At 70.0% G+C, this 23,413-nt stretch carries 17 protein-coding genes; 4 read left to right on the plus strand and 13 right to left on the minus strand.

The window, feature by feature from the left end; translation table 11 throughout:
• Positions 1-2: 2 nt before the first annotated feature.
• From AB0I82_RS18220 to AB0I82_RS18255, 8 genes are all read right to left on the minus strand, one after another.
• On the minus strand, positions 3-1,631 hold the full coding sequence (locus AB0I82_RS18220; protein WP_363258243.1) for an ABC transporter substrate-binding protein: 1,629 nt from the start codon (positions 1,629-1,631) through the stop codon (positions 3-5).
• 124 nt (positions 1,632-1,755) lie between these two features.
• Entirely contained in the window at positions 1,756-2,814 is a 1,059-nt protein-coding gene (locus tag AB0I82_RS18225; RefSeq protein ID WP_363258244.1) for a dipeptide ABC transporter ATP-binding protein, read from the minus strand.
• Positions 2,807-3,844 (minus strand): ABC transporter ATP-binding protein, encoded by a 1,038-nt coding sequence (locus AB0I82_RS18230; RefSeq protein ID WP_363258245.1) that lies wholly within the window; start codon positions 3,842-3,844, stop codon positions 2,807-2,809. Before AB0I82_RS18230 ends, AB0I82_RS18225 begins: the two co-directional genes overlap by 8 nt.
• Positions 3,845-3,855: 11 nt before the next feature.
• Positions 3,856-4,764, minus strand: coding sequence for an ABC transporter permease (locus tag AB0I82_RS18235; RefSeq protein ID WP_363258420.1), 909 nt, complete (start codon positions 4,762-4,764; stop codon positions 3,856-3,858).
• A 1-nt stretch (position 4,765) separates the two neighbouring features.
• Positions 4,766-5,689 (minus strand): ABC transporter permease, encoded by a 924-nt coding sequence (locus AB0I82_RS18240; RefSeq protein WP_363258246.1) that lies wholly within the window; start codon positions 5,687-5,689, stop codon positions 4,766-4,768.
• A gap of 161 nt (positions 5,690-5,850) precedes the next feature.
• Positions 5,851-7,479: an ABC transporter substrate-binding protein gene (locus AB0I82_RS18245; protein WP_363258247.1), complete on the minus strand. Its 1,629-nt coding sequence runs from the start codon at positions 7,477-7,479 to the stop codon at positions 5,851-5,853.
• Positions 7,480-7,956: 477 nt separating this feature from the next.
• Positions 7,957-9,864, minus strand: coding sequence for a translational GTPase TypA (gene typA, locus AB0I82_RS18250; protein ID WP_363258248.1), 1,908 nt, complete (start codon positions 9,862-9,864; stop codon positions 7,957-7,959).
• Positions 9,865-10,012: 148 nt separating this feature from the next.
• Positions 10,013-12,703, minus strand: coding sequence for an ABC transporter substrate-binding protein (locus AB0I82_RS18255; protein WP_363258249.1), 2,691 nt, complete (start codon positions 12,701-12,703; stop codon positions 10,013-10,015).
• 306 nt (positions 12,704-13,009) lie between these two features.
• Here AB0I82_RS18255 and AB0I82_RS18260 point away from each other — a divergent pair, with 306 nt between their 5' ends.
• From AB0I82_RS18260 to AB0I82_RS18275, 4 genes are all read left to right on the plus strand, one after another.
• Entirely contained in the window at positions 13,010-13,321 is a 312-nt protein-coding gene (locus AB0I82_RS18260; protein WP_363258250.1) for a hypothetical protein, read from the plus strand.
• A gap of 66 nt (positions 13,322-13,387) precedes the next feature.
• Complete coding sequence (locus AB0I82_RS18265) at positions 13,388-14,215, plus strand: hypothetical protein (protein ID WP_363258251.1); 828 nt, start codon at positions 13,388-13,390, stop codon at positions 14,213-14,215.
• Between the two features lie 24 nt (positions 14,216-14,239).
• The gene (locus AB0I82_RS18270) at positions 14,240-16,186 is read left to right on the plus strand and encodes a fumarate reductase/succinate dehydrogenase flavoprotein subunit (RefSeq protein ID WP_363258252.1); all 1,947 of its coding nucleotides are present in this window, start codon (positions 14,240-14,242) and stop codon (positions 16,184-16,186) included.
• Positions 16,183-16,953 carry a succinate dehydrogenase/fumarate reductase iron-sulfur subunit gene (locus AB0I82_RS18275; RefSeq protein WP_363258253.1) on the plus strand — a complete coding sequence of 257 codons (771 nt, stop codon included), beginning with the start codon at positions 16,183-16,185 and terminating at the stop codon, positions 16,951-16,953. Before AB0I82_RS18270 ends, AB0I82_RS18275 begins: the two co-directional genes overlap by 4 nt.
• 62 nt (positions 16,954-17,015) lie before the next feature.
• Here AB0I82_RS18275 and AB0I82_RS18280 read toward each other — a convergent pair whose 3' ends face one another.
• From AB0I82_RS18280 to AB0I82_RS18300, 5 genes are all read right to left on the minus strand, one after another.
• Entirely contained in the window at positions 17,016-19,730 is a 2,715-nt protein-coding gene (locus AB0I82_RS18280) for a SpoIIE family protein phosphatase (protein WP_363258254.1), read from the minus strand.
• Positions 19,731-20,020: 290 nt separating this feature from the next.
• Positions 20,021-20,416, minus strand: coding sequence for an ATP-binding protein (locus tag AB0I82_RS18285; protein WP_363258421.1), 396 nt, complete (start codon positions 20,414-20,416; stop codon positions 20,021-20,023).
• A 200-nt stretch (positions 20,417-20,616) separates the two neighbouring features.
• The gene (locus AB0I82_RS18290) at positions 20,617-21,027 is read right to left on the minus strand and encodes a (deoxy)nucleoside triphosphate pyrophosphohydrolase (RefSeq protein WP_363258255.1); all 411 of its coding nucleotides are present in this window, start codon (positions 21,025-21,027) and stop codon (positions 20,617-20,619) included.
• A 51-nt stretch (positions 21,028-21,078) separates the two neighbouring features.
• Entirely contained in the window at positions 21,079-21,258 is a 180-nt protein-coding gene (locus AB0I82_RS18295; RefSeq protein ID WP_363258256.1) for an SPOR domain-containing protein, read from the minus strand.
• Between the two features lie 269 nt (positions 21,259-21,527).
• Positions 21,528-23,219, minus strand: a complete 1,692-nt coding sequence (locus AB0I82_RS18300; RefSeq protein WP_363258257.1) for an APC family permease — start codon at positions 23,217-23,219, stop codon at positions 21,528-21,530.
• Positions 23,220-23,413: the final 194 nt, after the last annotated feature.

Raw genomic sequence — 23,413 nt, forward strand, 5'->3', positions numbered from 1 at the left:
GGTCAGCTGCCGACCTTGATCCGGTCGTAGACGGGCACGCTGAACTGATTGAGCATCACATCGCTCAACCTCTCGGTATAACCCCCACTACCGTTCTGGTACCAGAGCGGAATCACCGGCATATCCTTCGCCAGCACCTTCTCCGCGTCCTGGAACTTCTGCACCGCAGCCTGCCGATCGGTCTCCGCATTCGCCGCGTCGACCAGCTTGTCGAACCGCTTGTTGCTGTACTTGCCGTCGTTGGAGGAGGCGTCGGTGTAGTACATCGGCTGCAGGAAGTTCTGAATGAGCGGGTAGTCCATCTGCCACCCGGCGCGGAACGGCCCCTTCATCTTCTTCGCCGTGATCTGATTCCGGTAATCGGCAAAAGTCCCCACCGGATTACCCACACACGCCTTGTCGTCCCGCATCACCTTGTTGACGCTGTTGCAGAGCGCGTCGACCCAGTCCTTGTGCGAGCCGGTGTCGGCGTTGTACGTGACGGTGACCTTGCCGCCGGGCAGCCCGCCGCCCTCCTTGATGAGCCTGCGCGCCTCGGCCGGCTTGTACTCGCACGCCGTACCGCACAGCCCGGCCTTGTACCCGCCGTCGGCCTTCAGCACCGGCGAGGTCCAGTCACTGGCCGGGGTACGGGTGTTCTGAAAAATCTGCTTGGTGATCGTCTTCCGATCGATCGCCATGGACAACCCCTGCCGCACCTTCGCCATTTTCTCCGACCCCCACTTCGGGTCGTACATGGGAAAGGTCAGCGTCTGGATGATCCCCGCAGGCTGATTGATGTACCGATCACCGAGATCGGCTTCAGCATTCTTCAACTGCGCAGCGGGAATATCGTCACTGAGGTCGAGATTGCCGGCCTGCAGATCGGTGTAGGCGGTGTTGTTGTCGGTGTAGACCCGCAGATCCACGCCGCCGTTCCGGGCCTTGTCCGGGCCCTTGTACCCGCCCCACTTCCGCAGCTTCATCGCCGACCCCTTGGTGTAGGACTCGACCTTGTACGGCCCGTTCCCCACCGGCTTCTTCAGCCAGCGGTCGTGGTCCGTGAAGAAGGCCCGCGGCAGCGGCGCGAAGGCGGGATACCCGAGCGTCTGCGGCCAGGTGGAGAACTTCTGGTTGAGCTTGACGGTAAAGGTCCGGTCATCCTTCACCTTCAACCCGGAAAGCGTCTTCGCGGTCGCCTTCCCACTCTCCGGATGGACCTTCTCATACCCCTCGATATACCCGAAGAAGTACGCATTCTTCTGGTTATTATCGATCAGCGCCCCGTAATTCCACGCATCCACGAACGACCGCGCGGTGACCCGCTCCCCATTGCTGAACTTCCACCCCTCCTTGATCGTGACCGTGTAATTCTGCTGATCAGTGGACTCGATCTTCTGGGCGAGCATGTCCTCGGCGGCACCGGTCTTCGGGTCGTACCGCTTGAGCCCCCGGAAGATCATGTCGAGGACCTTGCCGCCCTGCACCTCATTGGTATTGGCAGGCTCCAACGGATTCTGCGGATCCCCCCACGACGAGCTGAGCACCCCCTTACCGTCCCCACCACCGCCACCCCCGCCGCCACAGGCCGTCGCCCCGAGGGCGACGGCCACGGCGACAGCGGCCCACCGGGCCTGTGCGGCTCCACGCATGAGGTGCCTCCTCGGGTCGGTGCGGGCTCCCTTCGGAACCCGTAAACCCGAGCTTGTCCGCTTTTGCGGCTATATGTCCTCCTCACACGCGGAAGAGACGCGGAAAGCCTCCATCCGGGGCGTGTCAGGCCGCCCCCACCACATCCTTCTCCTCCGCGAAGTGGCAGGCCGATGCGTGGGCCGCCAGGGAGTCCGTGTTGGTGAAGCGCTTCGGGATGGCGAGGAGGGGGGTCTCCTCGGCGCACTTGTCCTGGGCTTTCCAGCAGCGGGTGCGGAAGCGGCAGCCGGAGGGCGGGTTGGCCGGGGAGGGGACGTCGCCGCTGAGGATGATCCGCTCGCGGCCGCCGCGGGCGTCCGGGTCGGGGACCGGGACGGCCGAGAGGAGGGCCTGGGTGTACGGGTGGGTGGGGTGCTCGTAGATCTCCTCGTCCGTGCCGATCTCGGCCATCCGGCCCAGGTACATCACGCCGACGCGGTCGGAGATGTGCCGGACGACGGAGAGGTCGTGGGCGATGAAGAGGTAGGAGAGGTCGTACTCGTCCTGGAGCTTCTCCAGGAGGTTCACGACCTGGGCCTGTACGGAGACGTCCAGCGCGGAGACCGGCTCGTCGGCGACGATGATCTCGGGGCGCAGCGCGAGCCCGCGCGCGATGCCGATGCGCTGGCGCTGGCCGCCGGAGAACTGGTGCGGGTAGCGGTTGACGTACTCGGGGTTGAGGCCGACCACGTCCAGCAGCTCCTGGACCTTGCGGCGCCGGTCGCCCTTCGGGGCCACCTCGGGGTGGATGTCGAAGGGCTCGCCGATGATGTCGCCGACCGTCATGCGCGGGTTGAGCGAGGTGTACGGGTCCTGGAAGACCATCTGGATGTTGCGGCGGACGACCTTCAGGGCGCGACCCGTCAGCTTGGTGATGTCCTCGCCCTTGTAGAAGACCTCGCCGGCGGTCGCCCGCTCCAGGTTCATCAGCAGCTTGGCGACGGTGGACTTGCCGCAGCCGGACTCGCCGACGATGCCCAGCGTCTCACCCCGGTACAGGTCGAAGGAGATCCCGTCGACCGCCTTGACCGCGCCGACCTGCTTCTTGAAGAGGACGCCCTGGGTGAGCGGGAAGTGCTTGACCAGGTTGCGGACCTGGAGGATCGGCTCGCGGTCACTGTTCCTCCCCCTGACGGACTCAGCCATGGAGCGTCTCCTTCCAGAAGTGGCACGCGCTGCCGCGGCCGTCGGCGACCGCGGCCAGTGCCGGGACGTCGGTACGGCAGACGTCCTGGGCCTTGGGGCAGCGCGGGTGGAAGGCGCAGCCGCCGGGAATGTTCAGCAGGTTGGGCGGCAGGCCCTTGATCGCGTACAGCTCCTGGCCCTTCTGGTCCAGGCGCGGGATGGAGTCCAGCAGGCCGCGGGTGTACGGGTGCGCGGGGTTCTTGTACAGCTCGCGCACGGGTGCGTGCTCGACGATCCGGCCCCCGTACATCACCGCGATCTTGTCGGCCACGTCCGCGACCACGCCGAGGTCGTGGGTGATGAGGATCAGGCCCATGTTGTACTCGCGCTGCAGCTCCGCGAGCAGGTCCATGACCTGGGCCTGGACGGTCACGTCGAGGGCCGTGGTGGGCTCGTCGGCGATGATCAGGTCCGGTTCGAGGGCCAGCGCCATCGCGATCATGATGCGCTGGCGCATACCGCCGGAGAACTGGTGCGGATAGTCCCCGACGCGGTTGGCGGCCGCCGGGATCTTCACCTTGTCCATCAGCTCGATGGCCTTGGCCTTGGCGGCCTTCTTGGACAGGCCCTGGTGGACGCGGAACATCTCGCCGAGCTGGTAGCCGACGGAGAGCACCGGGTTCAGGGAGGACAGCGCGTCCTGGAAGATCATGGCGATCTTGGCGCCGCGGATCTTCCGGCGCTGCTCGCCGGACATCGTCAGCATGTCCTGGCCGCGGAAGAGGATCTCGCCCTGCGGGATCTTCGCCGGCGGCATGTCGAGGATGCCCATGATCGCCTGGGCGGTGACGGACTTGCCGGAGCCGGACTCGCCGAGCACGGCGAGCGTCTCGCCCGCGCTGACGCTGTAATTCACGCCATTGACGGCCTTGACGACGCCGTCCCGGGTGTGGAATTCGACGTGCAGGTCGCGGACCTGGAGCAGCGGCGAACCGGCCGCTTCCGGGGTCCGCGGCTCAGGAACTGCCGCGGTCTTCTCGGTGGTGGTCACGTACGCCTCCCTCAGCGCAGCTTGGGGTCGAGGGCGTCGCGCACCGCGTCGCCGAGCATGATGAACGCCAGCACCGTAAGCGACAGCGCACCTGCCGGGTACAGCAGGGTGTGCGGGGCGTTGCGGATCTGGACGGCGGCGCTGGAGATGTCGATGCCCCAGGAGACCGTCGGCGGCTTCAGGCCGACGCCGAGGAACGACAGGGTGGCCTCCAGCGAGATGTACGTACCGAGCGCGATGGTCGCCACGACGATGACGGGCGCGAGGGCGTTCGGGGCGATGTGCCGGAGCAGCATGCGCGGGGTGGACGCGCCGAGCGCGCGGGCCGCCTGGACGTAGTCCTGCTGCTTGGCGGTGATCACCGCGCCGCGCGCGATACGGGCGATCTGCGGCCAGCCGAGGAGGGCGATCAGCAGGACGACGGTGAAGATCGAGCCGCCCTTGACGACGGACAGGAAGACGATGCCGCCGAGCAGGATCGGGATGCCGAAGAAGATGTCGCCGACCCGGGAGAGCAGCGAGTCCCACCAGCCGCCGAAGAAGCCGGCGAGGCCGCCCATGATGCAGCCGAGGACGGCGGCGAGGAGGGTGGTGCAGATGCCGACGGTGACGGAGGCGCGGGCGCCGTAGACCGTACGGGCGTAGACGTCGCAGCCCTGCTTGTCGAAGCCGAAGGGGTGGCCGGGGGCCGCGCCCTGGGCGGACTTGGAGACGTCGCAGGCGTACGGGCTCGTGCTCGTCATGATGCTCGGCCAGATCGAGATGACGACCAGGAAGAGGATCAGTACGGCGGAGATGTAGAAGATCGGGTTGCGGCGCAGGTCCCGCCAGGCGTCGCCCCAGAGCGAGCGGGCCTTCTCGGCCTGCTCGGGCACGGGCTCGACGGCGGCCACGGCTTCATCAGCCGCTGTCTTGGTCATCTCAGGCATACCGGATCCTCGGGTCCAGGACCGCGTAGAGCAGGTCGACGAGCAGGTTGGCGGCGAGGAAGACGACCACGAGCACGGTCACGAAGCCGACGACGGTCGGCGCGTTCTGCCGCAGGATGCCCTGGTAGAGCTGGTAGCCGACGCCCTGGAGGTTGAAGATCCGCTCGGTGACGATGGCGCCGGCCATCAGGCCGCCGATGTCGGTGCCGAGGAAGGTGACGACCGGGATGAGCGAGTTGCGCAGCAGGTGCACGCTGATCACGCGGCGGCGCGGCAGGCCCTTGGCGGTGGCGGTGCGGATGTAGTCGGACCGGATGTTCTCCGCGATGGAGGTGCGGGTCAGCCGGGCCACGTACGCCAGCGAGACGCCGGCCAGCACGATGCCGGGCAGGATCAGCTCCTCGAAGTGCACCTCGGTGGAGACCGACGGGGGCAGCGCGCCCCACTTCACGCCGACGAAGTACTGCAGCAGATAGCCGGTGACGAAGGTCGGGATGGAGATCACGAACAGGGTGAACACCAGCACGCCGGTGTCGATCAGGCGGCCGCGGCGCATACCCGCGATCACGCCGAGCGTGACACCCACCACCAGCTCGATGACGAAGGCGACCAGGGTGAGCTGGACGGTGTTGGGGAAGGCGTCCCCCATCAGCTCGATGACCGGGCGGCCGTTGAAGGCGGTGCCGAAGTCGCCCTGGAAGATGCCCGCCATGTACTGCAGGTACTGGCTCCACAGCGGGTCGTTCAGGTGCAGGGACTCCCGGATCTGGGCGGCGGTCGCCGGGTCGGGGGTCCGGTCTCCGAACATGGCCGCGACGGGATCGCCGAGCGCGTAGACCATGACGAAGATCAGGAAAGTGGTGCCGATGAAGACGGGCACCATCTGGAGCAGTCGTCGCACGACGTAGCGCCCCATGTGTCCTCCAGAAGTGCGCCGACGCGGGGGCAGCCGGGCCCGCGGCCTCCTCGATTTCGAACTCGACTTCAAACTCGACTTCGAAGAGGCGCGGGTGACCGGCTGCTCCCTGCCGCCGTGAGCGGTTGGTTCGGTGCGGCCCGCTCAGGGGCTGCGTCGGGTCAGCTCTTGACCTTGATCTGGGTGTAGACCGGGACGCTGAAGGCGTCGAGCTCGACGTCGGAGACGTTCTGCGACCAGCCGGCGACGCCGTTCTGGTAGAAGAGCGGGATGGCGACCATGTCGTCGAACACCAGCTTCTCGGCGTCCTGGTAGAGCTTGGTCGCCTTCTTGGTGTCCGGCTCGGCCGCGGCCTTCTTCAGCAGCTCGTCGAACTCCTTGTTGCTCCAGTGCGAGTCGTTGGAGCTGGCGCCGGTGGCGTACAGCGGCGTCAGGAAGTTCTCGATCTGCGGGTAGTCCATCTGCCAGCCGGCGCGGAAGGCGCTGGTCATCTCGCCCTTGGTGATCTGGCTGCGGAAGTCGCCGAAGGTGCCCACGGGGTTGCCCACGCACGCCTTGTCGTCGCCCAGCACCTTGTTGACGCTGTTGCAGATCGCGTCCACCCACTCCTTGTGGGAGTCCTTGTCCGCGTTGTAGCTGATGGTCATCTTCCCGCCGGGCAGGCCGCCGCCCTCCTTGATGAGCTTCTTGGCCTCGGTGGGGTTGTACGTGCAGGCGTCGCCGCAGGCGTCCTTGGAGTAGCCGTTGGCGGCACCGAGCACCGGGGAGGTGAGGTCGGTGGCCGGCGTCCGGGTGCCGTGGTAGATCTTCTCGGTGATCTGCTTGCGGTCGATCGCCATGGAGATGCCCTTGCGGACCTTCTCCATGCCCGGCTTGGACCACGCGCCCTTGTCGAGCGGGAAGGTGATGGTCTGGTTGATGCCGGCCGGCTGCGAGACGTAGTTGCCCTGCAGGTCGGTCTTGGCGTTCTTGATCTGCTCGGCGGGCAGGCTGTCGAGCACGTCGATGTTGCCGGCCTGCAGGTCGGAGTAGGCGGTGTTGGAGTCCGTGTAGACCTTCAGCAGCACGCCCTTGTTCTGCGGCGCATCGTCGCCCTTGTACTTCTTGTTGGGCACGAGCTTCATCTGCGTGCCCTTCTGGTACGAGTCGACCGCGTAGGGGCCGTTGCCGATGGGCTTGTCGAGGTAGCCCTTGTGGTCCGAGAAGAACTTCTTCGGCAGCGGCGCGAACGCCTTGTAGCCCAGGCGGACCGGCCAGGTCGACATCTTCTGGGTCAGCTTGACCGTGAAGGTGTGGTCGTCGACGACCTTCAGACCCGAGAGGGTCTTCGCGGTCGGCTTGCCCTTGGCCGGGGCGACCTTGTCGTAGCCCTCGATGTCGGCGAAGAAGTAGCTGTTCTTCTGCTGGTTGGTGGCCAGCGCGCCGTAATTCCAGGCGTCGACGAAGGAGTTGGCGGTCAGCGGCTCGCCGTTGGAGAACGTCAGGCCCTTCTTCACCTTGATGGTGAAGGTCTGCTGGTCCTTGGTCTCGATCGACTCGGCGGCGTCGTTGTCGGCCGCGCCGGTCTTCGGGTCGTACTTCTTGAGGTTCTGGAAGATCATGTCCAGGACCTTGCCGCCCTGCACCTCAGTGGTGTTGGCGGGCTCCAGCGGGTTCTGCGGGTCGCCCCAGGCGGACCGCACGACTCCGGCCTCGGAACCCGCGCTGTCGCCGCTTCCGCCGCACGCCGTCACACCGAGGGCGATGGCTATGGCTCCCGCGACCCAAGTAGCGCTTCTGGCACCGCGCATGGGACTGCCTCCTCATGAGTCCATTCGTGACATGGAAAGGGGCCGGCCGTCCGCTGACACCCCTGACAGCGCGCGACCGGCCCCCGATGCTCGTGAGTCGGCGCCTGCACGGCGCGTGACCCATTGACCCGAGCTCAATAGCCCCCATCCTCAGTCACGTTCGCCCCATTAGCCACGAGATCATGGTTACTTTTTGGTCACATCGCGGAGAGGGTCGTTCGGAATCCGGACAAACCAATCCATCCAGACGGGAACGAAAAGGACTCCATGCCACCGTGCGCTCACACTCCGTCCGCGATCCGGACGATCACTTAACTGTGCTGAGTGCAGGGGCTCTTGACACCCCGCCACTCGGCGGGGTAGTGCCCGCCGAGTGGCGGATGGCGGGGCGGGCCGACGGTCGGTCACGCGCAAACGCCGACGGCCCGGCCCCCGCGTGTGCGGGGGCCGGGCCGTCGGACGGGACTGCGGGGCGCGTCAGTTGTGCTTGGCGCGCGAGGCGGCGCGGGCGCGCTCGCGGGCGTCCAGGTTCACCTTGCGGATGCGGACGGCCTCCGGGGTGACCTCGACGCACTCGTCGTCGCGGCAGAACTCCAGGGACTGCTCCAGGGAGAGCTTGCGCGGCGGCACGATCGACTCGGTCACGTCCGCGGTCGAGGACCGCATGTTCGTGAGCTTCTTCTCCTTGGTGATGTTGACGTCCATGTCGTCGGCGCGGCTGTTCTCGCCGACGATCATGCCCTCGTACACCTCGGTGCCCGGCTCGGTGAAGAGCACACCGCGCTCCTGGAGGTTGGTCATCGCGAAGGCGGTGACCGCACCGGCGCGGTCGGCGACCAGCGAACCGTTGTTACGGGTCTGCAGGGTGCCGAACCACGGCTCGTGGCCCTCGTGGATGGAGTGCGCGATGCCCGTACCGCGGGTGTTGGTCAGGAACTCCGTACGGAAGCCGATCAGACCACGCGACGGCACGATGAACTCCATGCGGACCCAGCCGGAGCCGTGGTTGGACATGTTGTCCATCCGGCCCTTGCGGACGCCCATGAGCTGCGTGACCGCGCCCATGTGCTCCTCGGGCACGTCGATGGTCATGCGCTCGGTCGGCTCGTAGACCTTGCCGTCGACCTCCTTGGTGACCACCTGCGGCTTGCCGATGGTCATCTCGAAGCCCTCGCGGCGCATCTGCTCGACCAGGATGGCCAGCGCCAGCTCACCGCGGCCCTGCACCTCCCAGGCGTCGGGGCGCTCGGTGTCCAGCACGCGCAGCGAGACGTTACCGATCAGCTCGCGCTCCAGGCGGTCCTTCACCTGGCGCGCGGTGACCTTGCGGTCCTTGACCGCGGCCTTGGCGTCCGCGCCCTTGCCCGTGCCGCCGCGGCCGACCAGCGGCGAGGTGTTCGTACCGATGGTCATCGAGATCGCGGGCTCGTCGACCGTGATCAGCGGCAGCGCGACCGGGTTCTCCGGGTCGGCCAGCGTCTCGCCGATCATGATGTCGGGGATACCGGCGACGGCGCAGATGTCACCGGGGCCCGCCACCTCGGCCGGCTTGCGGGTCAGCGCCTCGGTCATCATCAGCTCGGTGATGCGGACGTTGGAGATGGAGCCGTCGCGCTTGATCCACGCGACGGTCTGGCCCTTCTTCAGCTCGCCCTGCTCGACGCGGAGCAGCGCGATACGGCCGAGGAAGTTGTCCGCGTCGAGGTTGGTGACGTGGGCCTGCAGCGGCGCGGTCTCGTCGTACTCGGGGGCCGGGACGGTCTCCAGCAGCGTGGTGAAGAACGGCTCCAGGTTCGTGCTGTCGGCCGGGACGGTGCCGTCCTCCGGCTTGGTCAGCGACGCGACGCCGTCACGGGCGCAGGCGTAGACGATCGGGAACTCGATCTGGTCCTCGTCCGCGTCCAGGTCCAGGAACAGGTCGTACGTCTCGTCGACGACCTCGGCGATCCGGGAGTCGGGGCGGTCGGTCTTGTTGATGCACAGGATGACCGGCATCTTCGCGGCCAGCGCCTTGCGCAGCACGAAGCGGGTCTGCGGCAGCGGCCCCTCGGAGGCGTCGACCAGCAGGACGACCGCGTCGACCATCGACAGACCGCGCTCGACCTCGCCACCGAAGTCGGCGTGGCCGGGGGTGTCGATGATGTTGATCGTGATCGGGTCCCCGCCGTCCTTGGGGTGATACTTCACCGCCGTGTTCTTGGCGAGGATCGTGATGCCCTTCTCACGCTCCAGGTCGTTGGAGTCCATCATGCGCTCGTCGAGGTTCTCGGCGGCGTGCGCGGCGAAGGCTCCCGCCTGCTTGAGCATGGCGTCGACAAGGGTGGTCTTGCCGTGGTCGACGTGGGCGACGATGGCGACGTTACGAATGTCGTGGCGCGTGGGCACTTGCGGCGCTTCTCCCGGAATTGTGGTTGACGGCGCGTACGGTCCGGCACGCGCGCCCGCCGGGCATGCAGACGCCACGGCCATATCCCATGGTACGGGGCTGCCGCGGCATCGGCCGCCCCAGCCCGCTCGCACCCGTCCTGACCTGCTATTTCTTGTAACCGATGGCCTGATATACGGGCGTCGCGAAGCCGAAAGCGCCCACATTGGCCAGCCCGTCCCTGGTGGCGACGAGCTGCGGCTGCCGGTACAGCGGGATCGATCCTGCGGCCGCCCAGATCCGCTGGTCGGCCTGGGCGACCAGGTCCCGGGCCGCGTCCGGGTCGAGCTCGGCGGACGCCTGGTCGAAGAGCTGGTCGATCCGGTCGGTGCCGACCCGGGTGTAGTTCTGCTCGACGGTGAGCGAGCCGTCGGCGGCGGGGCGGGGCTTGGCGTAGATGGGCCGGGCGTCGGTGGCCGGGTAGGCGCTGCCGGGCCAGGAGTAGAGCGCCAGGTCGTAGTCGCCGGACGCGATGTGGTCCTCGAAGTAGCTCTTGTCGGCCACCTTCTGGACGGTGGTCCGTACGCCGATCTTCATCAGCATTTCGGAGATCCGGTCGGCGACGGTACGGAGCTGGGCGGTGCCGGGGCCGTCGGGCAGGACGAAGCGCAGCATGAGCGGCCGGCCGTTCTTCTTCACGAAGACGGCGCCCTTGGGGGCGGCGGCGTCGTCCTTGCCGCGGGCGTGTCCGTCCTTGGCGCCCTTGCTGTCGGGGCCACCGTGGGCGTCCCCCGCGTCCTCGGCGGCCCCCGCCTCGACGGGTACGGGCCGCTCCCGCGCCGGCTGCCCGGCGGGCCGCTGCTGCCCCGCCTCCCGTTCCGCACGCTCGGCCGCGGCCGCGAGCCGGTTCCGCTCGGCTGCGGCCGCGGCCTCGCGGGCCTGGACGGCGCTGAGCGGGCCGGCCGGGCCGGTGCCCGCGGCCTCCTGCCCCGCACCGGGCTTCGTGTCGTCCCAGCCCTGCTGCCCCGGGCCCGCCGCGAGCGCGGTGGTCTGCCGCTGGGCGGCCTCCGCCAGCACGTCGGCCCGGTCCCAGGCGTCGGCGGCCCGGCCGCTCGCCCGCTCGTACGACGCGTACGCCGCCGATCCGGTGTCCCCCGCGGCGTGCCGCCGGTCGGCGCGCGCCGCCGCGTCGTACAGCGCCGCGCTCTGCCGCAGCAGCGCCACCCGCTGGAGCCCCGCCGACCCGGCGCCGGTCAGCGCGGAGAGCGGCGCCGTGCCGGTCGCCCGGCCGGTCTCGGCCTCCGCGCCGGAGCGGGCGGGACCGCCGTGCGGCTGCCCGGCGCCGTCGGCCGGGGCGGCCTCGCCGCGCGGGCCCGGCTGCCCCTTCTCACCGTGCTGCCCGTTCTCGCCGTCCGTCCGGCCGGCGTCCGCGTCCGTGCGCCCCCGGTCCGCCTCCCGCTCCCCCGGCTGCGCGTCGGTCTTCTCCTCGGTGCCGCCCTCCGGCAGCCGCCAGCCCGCGTCGGCCAGCAGGGCCTGGGCGGCCTCGGGGTCCCGGCTGCCCAGCGCGCCGCTGTTGTCGCGGTAACCCGGCTGCCCGGCGAGCAGCAGATGGCTGCCGACCGGCGCCGCGGGCAGCCGGAGCGGGGACAGTACCTCCTTGGCCAGTGTGGAGCGGTCGATGGCGCGGGCCACCGCGCGGCGGACCCGCTCGTCGGTGAGCGGCCCCGTGCTGCCGTTGAGGGCGAGCTGCGTGAAGGACGGGGAGAGGGCGCGGCGGACGGTGTAGCCGCGCAGCTGGGCGCGGCGCTCGGCGGCGGCCGCGGCTTCCTTGCGGTGCTCGATCTCCGCCTTGCGCTCGGCGTCGGTGCCGCGGGCCAGCGCCTGGTGGCGCAGCGCGTCGGCGGAGACGGCGCCGCGCGGCGCGTCGTCCCCGACGGCGGCCTGCTGGTTCCCACCACCCGCCGTGCCGAGCTCCTTGGCCGTGCCGCGGTCGATCTCCGCGATGTCGATCTTCCCCTTGGCCAGCGCGGCGGGCCGTTTCGTGGCGGGCAGCTCGGTCAGCACGATCTTCTGCAGCCGGGCCCGGTCGCCCCACCACTCCGCGTTCCGTACGAGGGTGACCGTGCCGGCACCGGCGTCCCGCTTCCGTACCCGGAACGGCCCGGCGGTACTCGCGAGCTTCTTGCGCGCGCCGTCGTTGAACGCCGCCGGGCTGCCCATGACGCTCTTCGGGTACAGCGGCGTGAAGAGCGACTGCCAGTCGGCGTACGGGCGGTCGAAGGTCACCCGGACCTCGCCGGGACCCGCGCCCGGCTCGACCTTCTCGATGCGGTCGTAGCCGGCGTTGCGCGCCGTCCAGTACGCGGCGTTCTTCCCGCGCAGCGCCTTCCACTGGGCGGCGAAGTCGGCCGCCGAGATCCTCCGGCCGTCGCTCCAGCGCGCCGCGGGGTTCAGGGTGTACCGCACGACCTGCTGCGGCTCGCGCTGGGTGACCTCGGCGGCCTGGAGGTAGTCCGGGTTGCGCTGCGGTACGCCGTTGGCGTCCACCGTGAACAGCGCGGGCAGCACGGCGCCCGCCACCATGTCCGTGCTCTCGCCGGCGTCCGCCTGGAAGGCGTTGAAGGTGCCGGGGAGTTCGTCGACGGCCCAGCGCACCGTGCCGCCGTCGCGCAGCGTCGCCGGGGCCGCCGGGGCGATGTCCTGGCTGCCGGCGCCGGCCGGCCGCGCCTCGTCGCCGCTGCAGCCGGCCAGTACGGGCAGCGGGAGCAGCGCGCCCGCGGTGAGGAGCGCGACCCGGCGGCGCCCGCGGCCCGCCGTCCGGCCGCCGTTCGCGCCCTGCGGTCCGACGTCGTCGGTCATCTGTTACCTCCGGGCTCGCCCGTGCGGCGGCGCCGCCGCTGATCACATTCGGCCGACTTTGCGGCTCATCACATCTATGGCCCGTCCACTCAAAACGACGGCGCGCCCCGCGACCCGGCGACACGGCGGCCGTACTTCCCAAGGCCACCCGCCCGGCCCAACGCGTTCCGGTACGACCGGTCACGCCCCCCTATGCGCCATCGTGACCCGGAATACCGGCGAATCCCTTCCCAACCGCGACTGTGACGCGCGACACTCGCAGGCGCATGAGATTGCCGACCGCACCCTCGGAAGTGAGGGCTCGTCATGTCCTTGCACGATGATCTGACGGCTGTGCAGCGCAGCCTGGACGACCTGGTCCGCTCGGTGGGACGCCTGGAGCAGCGGGTCGGCGGCGGGCTGGAGATACGCCGGGTCCGCAGCGACACCGACCACCTGCGCGAGAGCCTCGAACTACTGCGCGCGCAGGCCGCGCCCGACGCCGGCGACCGGCCGGCGCCGACCGCGGGACGCGCGGTGTCCGACATGGTGACCATCCCGGACGCCCCCTACGACGCCTCCCTGTGGACCGACGCCGAGGACGAGGGGCTGGGCGCCCGCGACCGCCGCGCCCCGTAGCGGAGTCTCCTGTCCCGGACGCTCCCCCCAGCTCCCGTCCTCACCCCCCGCTCACGGAGACCGACGTTGGCCACAGGCACAGAACCCACATCCACAACCGGCGCGAGCGGGGTGCACGGGCCCGCTCGCGCCGCCATCCCCGCCCGTCATCTGCGTACCGAGCGCTGGTGGCTGTACCCGGCGAGCACCGCCGCCGGACTGCTCGCGTTCATCGTGTACTCGACGTGGCGGGCGTTCGCGAACGCCGACTACTACCACGCGCCCTACGTCTCGCCGTTCTACTCCCCCTGCCTCGCGGAGAACTGCGAGACCATGCGCGCGGGCCCCAACTGGGAGATCTTCGGCAGCTGGTGGGGCCTGTCCCCCGCGCTGCTGATCCTGATCTTCCCGCTGGGCTTCCGGCTGACCTGCTACTACTACCGCAAGGCGTACTACCGCGGCTTCTGGGCCTCGCCCCCGGCCTGCGCGGTCGCCGAGCCGCACAAGAAGTACAGCGGCGAGACCCGCTTCCCGCTGATCCTGCAGAACATCCACCGGTACTTCTTCTACGCCGCGCTGCTGGTCGCGGGCGTGCTGACGTACGACACCGTCCTCGCCTTCCGCGACGAGAGCTACGCCTGGGGCCATATGGGCCTGGGCAGCCTGATCTTTCTCGTCAACATCGCGCTGATCTGGGCGTACACCCTCTCCTGCCACTCCTGCCGGCACATCGTCGGCGGCCGCCTGAAGCACTTCTCCAAGCATCCGGTGCGGTACCGGCTGTGGGGCTGGGTCGGGAAGCTCAACGCCCGGCACGCGGCGCTCGCCTGGGCCTCGCTGATCAGCGTGGCCGCCGCCGACTTCTACGTCTACCTGCTGTCCGTCGGGGCCTTCGACGACCCCCGGTTCTTCTGACGCTCCAGGAAGGGTGCGCAATTCATGACGCAAGTCGAACGGCAGGGCTGGGACGTGGTCGTGGTGGGCGCGGGCGGCGCCGGGCTGCGGGCCGCCATCGAGGCCCGCGAGCAGGGCATGCGGACGGCGGTGATCTGCAAGTCGCTCTTCGGCAAGGCCCATACGGTGATGGCCGAGGGCGGCATCGCGGCCAGCATGGGCAACGTCAACGAGGGCGACAACTGGAAGGTCCACTTCCGCGACACCATGCGCGGGGGCAAGTTCCTGAACCACTGGCGGATGGCCGAGCTGCACGCGCGCGAGGCCCCGGACCGGGTCTGGGAGCTGGAGACCTGGGGCGCGCTCTTCGACCGGACGCCGGACGGGCGGATCTCGCAGCGCAACTTCGGCGGGCACGAGTACCCGCGCCTCGCGCACGTCGGCGACCGTACGGGCCTGGAGCTGATCCGCACCCTCCAGCAGAAGATCGTCTCGCTGCAGCAGGAGGACGAGCGGGAGTTCGGGTCGTACGAGGCGCGGCTGAAGGTCTTCCAGGAGTGCACGGTCACTCGCGTGCTCAAGCAGGGTGACCGGGTCGCAGGAACGTTCTGTTACGAGCGGGAGTCCGGCCGCTTCTTCGTCCTGGAGGCCCCAGCTGTCGTCCTCGCCACCGGCGGCATCGGCAAGTCCTTCAAGGTCACCTCGAACTCCTGGGAGTACACCGGCGACGGGCATGCCCTCGCGCTGCTCGCCGGGGCCCCGCTCGTGAACATGGAATTCGTCCAGTTCCACCCGACCGGCATGGTCTGGCCGCCGTCGGTGAAGGGCATCCTCGTCACCGAGTCGGTGCGCGGCGACGGCGGGGTGCTGCGCAACAGCGAGGGCAAGCGCTTCATGTTCGACTACGTCCCGGACGTCTTCAAGGAGAAGTACGCGCAGTCCGAGGACGAGGGCGACCGCTGGTACGAGGACCCGGACAACAACCGCCGGCCGCCCGAGCTGCTGCCCCGCGACGAGGTCGCGCGGGCCATCAACGCCGAGGTCAAGGCGGGCCGCGGCTCCCCGCACGGCGGCGTCTTCCTGGACGTCTCCACGCGCATGCCCGCCGAGGTGATCCGCCGCCGGCTGCCCTCCATGCACCACCAGTTCAAGGAGCTGGCGGACGTGGACATCACGGCCGAGGCGATGGAGGTCGGGCCGACCTGCCACTACGTCATGGGCGGCGTGGACGTCGACCCGGACACCGCGGCCGCGGCCGGCGTGCCCGGGCTGTTCGCCGCGGGCGAGGTGGCCGGCGGTATGCACGGCTCCAACCGGCTCGGCGGGAATTCCCTCTCCGACCTGCTGGTCTTCGGACGGCGGGCCGGGCTGTACGCGGCGGAGTACGCCGCGGCGCTGGTGAGCGGCGAGCGGCCCGCCGTGGACGAGCGGGAGATCGAGACGGCCGAGGCGGAGGCGCTGCGGCCGTTCAGCGCGGAGGGCACGGACCCGCTGTCCCCCGCGGGCCCGGCGGAGAACCCGTACACCCTGCACCAGGAGCTCCAGCAGGCGATGAACGACCTGGTGGGCATCATCCGGCGGGAGCCGGAGATGGAGCAGGCGCTGGACAAGCTGGCCGGCCTGCGGGTGCGGGCGCGGCGGGCCGGGGTGGAGGGCCACCGGCAGTACAACCCGGGCTGGCACCTCTCCATCGACCTGCGGAACATGCTGCTGGTCAGCGAGTGCGTGGCGCGGGCCGCGCTGGAGCGCAAGGAGAGCCGCGGCGGCCACACCCGCGACGACCACCCGGAGATGGACCGCCGCTGGCGCCGCGTCAACCTGCTGTGCCGGCTGGCCACGAACGACGGCCGCTCCGGACTCCCCGAAGATCCGGCGCTCGCCCACATCCGGCTGGAACGGCGGGAGATGCCGGCGATCCGCGCCGACCTGCTGGAGCTGTTCGAGCGGGACGAACTGGCGAAGTACCTGACGGACGAGGAGCTGAGCTCGTGAGTTCGTACGACGCGCACTTCAGGGTGTGGCGGGGGGACGCGAAGGGCGGCAGCCTCGGCGACTTCACCGTCGAGGTGAACGAGGGCGAGGTGGTACTGGACATCATCCACCGGCTGCAGGCCACCCAGGCGCCGGACCTGGCCGTGCGCTGGAACTGCAAGGCCGGCAAGTGCGGTTCGTGCAGCGCGGAGATCAACGGCCGGCCCCGGCTGATGTGCATGACGCGGATGTCGGTCTTCGACCGCGCGGAGACCGTCACGGTCACCCCGATGCGGGCCTTCCCCGTCGTCCGTGACCTGGTCACGGACGTCTCCTTCAACTACGCCAAGGCCCGCGAGGTGCCGTCCTTCGTGCCGCCCGCCGATCTCAAGCCCGGCGAGTACCGGATGCAGCAGGAGGACGTCGGGCGCTCGCAGGAGTTCCGGAAGTGCATCGAGTGCTTCCTCTGCCAGGACACCTGCCATGTCGTCCGTGACCACGAGGAGAACAAGGAGGCGTTCGCCGGTCCCCGCTTCCTGATGCGCGTCGCCGAACTGGACATGCATCCGCTGGACGCCGCGGCCGACGAGGGGCTGGACCGCAAGAGCGCCGCCCAGGACGCCCACGGCCTGGGCTACTGCAACATCACCAAGTGCTGCACCGAGGTCTGCCCCGAACACATCCGCATCACGGACAACGCACTGATCCCGCTGAAGGAGCGGGCGGCGGACCGGAAGTACGATCCCCTGATCTGGCTGGGGAAGACGATCCGGCGGCGGCAGAAATAAGCCCGTCCGGCGTTTGAGGACGAGCGGCCGCCAGGCCGCGACAAGCCTGGCGACCGCACCGGCTAGAACAGGTCAAGAAGCGCATCCGCCGGATCCACCGGCTTCGCGTCACCGTCGGGCAGGTCCAGCTCGAACCACACGGTCTTCCCGCGCGGCGTACGCCGGCTGCCCCAGCCCCTGCTGAGGAGGCCGACGAGCTGGAGGCCGCGGCCTCCCTCGTCGGTGTCCCGCGCGCGCCGCCGCCGCGGCTGCGCGAGGTCCGCGTCCCAGACCTCGCAGACCAGCGTGCGGTCCAGCAGCAGCCGCAGCCGGATGTCGCCGTGGCCGTGCCGCAGGGCGTTGGTGACCAGCTCGCTGACCAGGAGTTCGGTGGTGTCGACGAGGGCCTCCAGGCCCCAGTCGGTGAGCTGGTCGCGAGCCAGTTCGCGGGCGCGGGCGACCGAGCGGGCCTCGGGGGCGAGGTTCCAGTCGCCGACCGCGTCCTTGGGCAGGCCGTGCACCCGGGCCATCAGCAGGGCGATGTCGTCCTCGCCGTGCCGGGTGTCCAGCGCGGACAGTACGTGGTCGCAGGCGTCCTCCAGCGGTCGCCCTGCCGCCGACAGGGCCGTACGGAACGCCTGCAGCCCCTCGTCGAGCGGGTGGTCGCGGGACTCGACCAGGCCGTCGGTGTACAGCGCGAGCAGCGCCCCGTCCGGCAGCTCGACCTCGGTCTCCTCGAAGGGCTCGCCGCCGACGCCCAGCGGCATGCCGGGCGGGACGTCGAGGAGGAGAGCGTCCTCGCCCTCCTCGACCAGGACGGGCGGCAGATGGCCGGCGTTGGCGAACGTACATCGCCGGGTGACCGGGTCGTAGACGGCGTACACGCAGGTGGCGAGGTAGACCTCGGAGAGGTCGGCAGCGCGGTCGGTGCGCCGGGAGCCCGCGTGCGCGCCCGCCTCCGCGCCTGCTTCCGTACTTCCGTACGCGCCCGCGTCCGTAATTCCGTACGCGCCCGCTTCCGGACCGACGCTCGCCGCCGCTCCGCGCCTCCGTGGGCCCGAACGCCCGTCGCTGCCCGTGGCACCGAGCCCGCGCGCGATCTCGTCGAGCGCCGAGAGCACCTCGGCCGGCTCCAGGTCCAGCAGGGCCAACGTCCGTACTGCCGTACGCAGTTCACCCATGGCGACCGCGGCGCGCAGGCCGCGGCCCATGACGTCGCCGACGACCAGGGCCGTGCGGTGCCCCGGCAACTCGATGACGTCGAACCAGTCGCCGCCGACCTCCGTGGCCGTCGTACCGGGCAGATAGCGGCAGGCGATGTCCAGGCCCGCCGCCTCGGGGTCGCCGGGCGGCAGCAGGCTGCGCTGGAGGATCAGCGCGCGCTCGTGCTCACGGCGGTACAGCCGGGCGTTGTCGATGCAGACGGCGGCGCGCGCCGCGAGCTCCACGGCGAGCGCGGTGTCCCGCTCGCCGAAGGACTCGCTGCCCTTCGTACGGGAGAACTGCACCAGGCCGACGACGGTGTCGCGGGCGACCATCGGCACGGCGAGCGTGGAGTGCACCACGGCGCCGCCCAGCTCGGGCCGCTCGTCGTCCGTCTGCCGCCCCGGGATGATCTGCGCCTCGGCCGTACGGAGCGCGCCCGCGCAAGGGGAGTTGAAGGGGAAACGGTGCACCGCGCCGACCGCGACCGGCGTGCCGTCGTCCTCCGCCGCGACGCCGCCCGGGGCGCTGCCGCCGCTGCCGCCGCCCTCCGGGAGCGGCCCGTCGGACACGGCGCTGGCGAAGGCGACCCGGCGCAGCTCGGCGCTGCCGTCGGTCATGCCGGGCGGCGCCTCGTCCCCGGCCAGCAGTCCTTGGTACAGGTCGACCGAGGCCAGGTCGCAGAACTGCGGCACGGCGACGTCGAGCAGGGTGCGGGCCGTGGTCTCCAGATCCAGCGAATTGCCTATGCGCGCCCCCGCCTCGTTCAACAGCGCCAGATTGCGGCGGGCGTTGGCGGCCTCCCGCTCGGCGCGGCGGCGGCCCGTGACGTCCTGGGCGAGCGCCGCGACGCCGATGGGGCGGCCGCTGGCGCTGTGCAGCCGGTACAGCGACACCGACCAGCGGCGGCGCTCGTCCGTGCCGTGCGGGGTGCCCACCAGCTGCATTTCGGCGACCGGTTCGCCGGTCTCCAGGACCCGGCGCAGCGCGGCGTTGAGCCGGTCGGCCTCGGGGCGGGGCAGATACTCCTCGGGCGCCGCGCCGTTGAACCTGCTCGGCGGGCCGCCGAAGACGGTGGCGAAGCGCTCGTTGACCCGGCGCAGCCGCAGGTCCGTGCCGAAGAGCATGAATCCGATCGGGGACTGTCCGAAAACCGCCTGCGCGGCGGCGAGGTCGGTCTCGATGCCGCGCAGCGCCCGTACGTCCACGACGAGGCAGACCGCGGCTCGTTCGCCCGTGCCGGTCTCGGAAGGCATGACATAGATCTCGGCGAGGCCGTCGACGGGGGCGTCCGGGCCCGTGCGGTAGGGCACCAGGCCGGTCCACTCGCGGCCGTCGAGGATCTCGCTGACCGTGCGGTGCCCGGCCTCGCGCAGCTCGCGCGGGACGAACGCCTCCACCGGGTCCTGGCCGATGGCGTCCTTGGCGGGGATGCCGAGCATGTCGGCGGCGCGGCGGCTCCACTGCTCGATGCGGCCGTCGGGCCCGAGGGCGAAGGAAGCGACGCGGATGTAGTCGTAGATCGATCCGGGCGCGCTGCTCTGCCAGACGGGCGGGCCGTCCGGTACGTCCATCCGGCCCGACCCATCCCTCATCGCAGGGTGTTCCTCACCCGCTGACATCTCGCTCACGAGCCCCGTCCCCTCCAGCTCATCGTGCCCGGACCGGACAGGCCGAGTATCCAGCAACACGGCTATCCGGAACACGGTCTTCACGATCACAGCACAGTCTCGATCGCAGGTCATCGACGAGTTCTCGATGAATCTGCAACGATCGCGACCCTCCCAGACTCATAACCAGACACGGTGCGCTCCAACCTCCCCACCAGGCACGAAGCAGTGTTTTCTGCGCGACGGCCACAGGGGGCGCGATCGCCCGGTGGGTGTCAGCCGGTTTCGGCGAGCTCGAACCACACCGTCTTGCCGCTCCTGCCCCGTCGGGTGCCCCAGCGGCGGGCACTGCATGCCACCAGCTGCAGTCCGCGTCCGCCCTCGTCGTCGGGCGCGGCCGTGCGCTCGCGGGGCGGGTCGGGGAGCGGGTCGGACACTTCCACGAGGAGGTCGCCGCCGCGCAGCCGGACGATCCGTACGCCGATCGGCCCGCTGGCGTAGCGCAGGGAGTTGGTCACCAGCTCGCTGACGAGGAGGACGGCCACGTCCACCGCCGGCTCCATGTCCCAGTCGCACAGCGTCTCGCGGACCATGGCGCGGGCCGTACGGACCACGCCCGGCTCGGCGGGGAAGCTCCACTCGGCGAGCGGAGGGATCGCGGCCGTACCCAGCCGGCGGGCCTGGGACGCGGGGGACCCTTGCGGCCCTGCCGCTGCGCTGTCGCTCACGCCGATCACTTCCCCAGCCCGATGCTCCCCCGGCGGTTTTGTACATTTTGAGGGGGGTTAATCAGCACATACCCGATATCAGGGTTCAGTTATCGCCCCAAGAGGGTCAACCAGGTGCATCGTGGCGCGAACGGCGTAGCCCGTCAGTCGAGCGCCCCCTGCCTCATCAGCCGACTCATCGCCTCGGCGACGGCCGGCCGGTCCTGGTCCAGCCAGTCCACCGCGTCCTCGCCGCCCGGCGGCAGCCAGCGCAGAGCGTCGTGGTCCTGCAGCGGCCGCGGCGTCCCGGAGACCAGCCGTACGGTCCACACCTGGAGCACCAGTCCGGGCTTCAGCGGCCACTCCCCCGGGATGCGCGCCAGCGGCTCGACCTCGACGCCCAGTTCCTCGCGCAGCTCCCGTACGAGCGCCTGCTCGGGCGTCTCGCCGTCCTCGACCTTGCCGCCGGGCAGCTCCCAGCGCCCGGCCAGCTCCGGCGGCGCGCTGCGCCGCGCGGCCAGCAGCCGCCCCCGGTCCAGCACCGCTCCGCCCACCACCACACGCACCGCACTCATGCGCGGCAGCCTATGCGGCCCTTGCTCCCCTTCCGCCGCGGCCTCGGGGTCTCAGGCCGTGGCGCGGTCGACGCGCTCGACCACGTAGGGCCGCTGATGCTGCCGGTCGTCGAGCCGGTCGGCGACCTGCTCCGCCTCCTGACGGGTGGCGTACCGGCCGACGCGGTAGCGGTTGCCGTTGTCGTCCTCGCGGATGACCAGCCACGGCAGTACGGCGCCACTGTCGGTCATCGCGCTCCTCCGTCCGCCGTCCGGCGCGCCGTGGCACGCCCCTCCTGCACTAACACCGAAAGCCCGATCCGCATATGCCCGAGCCTACGCCCGACCTTCACGCACCGGATACGTCTTTGCACAAAGAGGCACCGAACCGGCCATGTCACCGTCCACATCCGTCCCCTCGCGTCACTCGTTCCGCGGACGGACAGGCAGCCGGACTCCCGAAACGACGGCCGCCCGGCACCGAGACGGTGCCGGGCGGCCGGACGTGTGCGGGTGACGGGTCAGGCGTTGGCGCCGACCTTCTCGGCCGGGTCCCGGCCCTCGTCGCCACCGTCGGTGGCCTCGTCCCGCTCGGCAGCGTCGCGCGCCTCGGCCTCGGCCACGAGGAGCGAGGGGTTGCGCCAGGCGCTGCGCACGCCCCAGTAGTAGAAGGCCAGCGCGAGCACCACGACGACCGCGAGGTCCACGCCCTGCGGAATGAAGCCGCGGCCGCCGAACTCCGTGCCGCCGCAGTACGACACCAGGGCCATGACCAGCAGGTACGCGACCATCCAGGCGCCGGCCTTCAGGTGCGGCTTCAGCTCGGGCCAGGGCTTGCGCAGCTCGTACCAGGCCCAGACGGGCAGGCCGACGGCCATGATCAGGATGACCTTGCCGGTGAGCGGCCAGCGGCCCCAGTACAGGACCAGCGAGCCGAAGACCATCGCGATCGGGGCGATGACCGGCATGGCGCGCAGCTTCACCGGGCGCTTGAGGTCCGGCGAGAGGCGGCGCAGCGACATCACGGCGACCGGGCCGGTGATGTACGAGATGACCGTCGCGATGGAGACGATCTCGGCGAGCGAGCCCCAGCCGCGGAAGACCGCGAGGAAGAGGAACGCGATGATCAGGTTGAGGACCAGGGCCGGGCGCGGCACGCCGGTCTTCTTGTCGACCTTGCCGAAGATGCCGGGCAGGTGGCCGTTCTCCTGCACGCCGTGGATCATGCGCGAGGTGGTGGCGGCGTAGATCATGCCGGTGCCGGACGGGGAGACGAAGGCGTCCGCGTACAGCAGCATCGCCAGCCAGTTCAGGCCCCAGGCGAGCGAGAGGTCGGCGAGCGGGGAGTTGTAGCCCAGGCCCTCCCAGCCGCCGGCCTTGGTCAGGTCCGCGGCGGGGACGCCGCCGAGGAAGGCGACCTGCAGCGCGATGTAGATGACCAGTGCGATGACGATCGAGAGCATGACCGCCTTGGGCAGCGACTTGCCCGGGTTGCGCGCCTCGGCCGCCATGTTCAGCGGGGACTGGAAGCCGTTGAAGGCCCAGACGATGCCGGAGAGGGCGACGGCGGTGAAGACGGCGCTCCAGCCGTTGGGAGCGAAGCCGCCGTAGTTCTTCACGTTGCTGGTGTCGAAGTGCGCCATGATCAGCGCGCCCGCGGTCAGCACCGGCACGACGACCTTGAACACCGTGATCGCGGTGTTGGTCTTCGCGAACAGCGTGATCGCGAACCAGTTCAGGAAGAAGTAGAAGACCAGCAGGACGCTGGCGAACCCGACGCCGAGCCCGGTCAGCTCCTTGCCGTCGTACAGGTTCTCCGCCCAGCTGAAGTCCCAGGAGCTCATGTACTGGACGGACGCGGTGGCCTCACCGGGGATGACCGAGACGATCGCGATCCAGTTGGCCCAGGCCGCGAGGTAGCCCGCCAGCGAGCCGTGCGAGTACTGGCCGTACCGGACCATGCCGCCGGCCTTGGGGAACATCGCGCCCAGCTCGCTGTAGGTCAGCGCGATGGTGAGCGCGACGGCCGCGCCGATGACCCAGGCCAGGATGGCGGCAGGACCGGCGATGGCGGCGGCGCGCTCGGCTCCGAACAGCCAGCCGGAGCCGATGATCGACCCGAGTCCCGTGGCCGTCAGGGCGATGGTCCCTAGGGACCTGCGGTAGTTCGAGCTGGAGCCCTGCTCCGTGCTCGGGGTCTTCGGCGTGCTCAACGTGCTTGGTCTCCTGATCTTCCCCCACGGCCGTGCACAAACTTCGCCATCGTAAGAGCGAATCGGAAGATCAGAATCCAAGGTTCGGTCAAATACCCCTGTTCACTTGGGCGATGTGAGTTTTTCAACATCGCAAAGTGGCCGACAAACTCGGACATTATTGGGCATTACGGGGCGCAGATCTGGTGGTTACG

This window comes from Streptomyces sp. NPDC050315 (assembly GCF_040655775.1).
Lineage (GTDB): Bacteria > Actinomycetota > Actinomycetes > Streptomycetales > Streptomycetaceae > Streptomyces.

Coding starts and splice junctions, on each gene's coding strand:
- AB0I82_RS18225 (WP_363258244.1), bottom strand. CDS start 2,814: ATGGCTGAGTCCGTCAGGGGGAGGAACAGTGACCGCGAGCCGATCCTC.
- AB0I82_RS18255 (WP_363258249.1), bottom strand. CDS start 12,703: ATGACCGACGACGTCGGACCGCAGGGCGCGAACGGCGGCCGGACGGCG.
- AB0I82_RS18240 (WP_363258246.1), bottom strand. CDS start 5,689: ATGGGGCGCTACGTCGTGCGACGACTGCTCCAGATGGTGCCCGTCTTC.
- AB0I82_RS18295 (WP_363258256.1), bottom strand. CDS start 21,258: ATGACCGACAGTGGCGCCGTACTGCCGTGGCTGGTCATCCGCGAGGAC.
- AB0I82_RS18260 (WP_363258250.1), top strand. CDS start 13,010: ATGTCCTTGCACGATGATCTGACGGCTGTGCAGCGCAGCCTGGACGAC.
- AB0I82_RS18245 (WP_363258247.1), bottom strand. CDS start 7,479: ATGCGCGGTGCCAGAAGCGCTACTTGGGTCGCGGGAGCCATAGCCATC.
- AB0I82_RS18270 (WP_363258252.1), top strand. CDS start 14,240: ATGACGCAAGTCGAACGGCAGGGCTGGGACGTGGTCGTGGTGGGCGCG.
- AB0I82_RS18280 (WP_363258254.1), bottom strand. CDS start 19,730: ATGAGGGATGGGTCGGGCCGGATGGACGTACCGGACGGCCCGCCCGTC.
- AB0I82_RS18220 (WP_363258243.1), bottom strand. CDS start 1,631: ATGCGTGGAGCCGCACAGGCCCGGTGGGCCGCTGTCGCCGTGGCCGTC.
- AB0I82_RS18290 (WP_363258255.1), bottom strand. CDS start 21,027: ATGAGTGCGGTGCGTGTGGTGGTGGGCGGAGCGGTGCTGGACCGGGGG.
- AB0I82_RS18235 (WP_363258420.1), bottom strand. CDS start 4,764: ATGACCAAGACAGCGGCTGATGAAGCCGTGGCCGCCGTCGAGCCCGTG.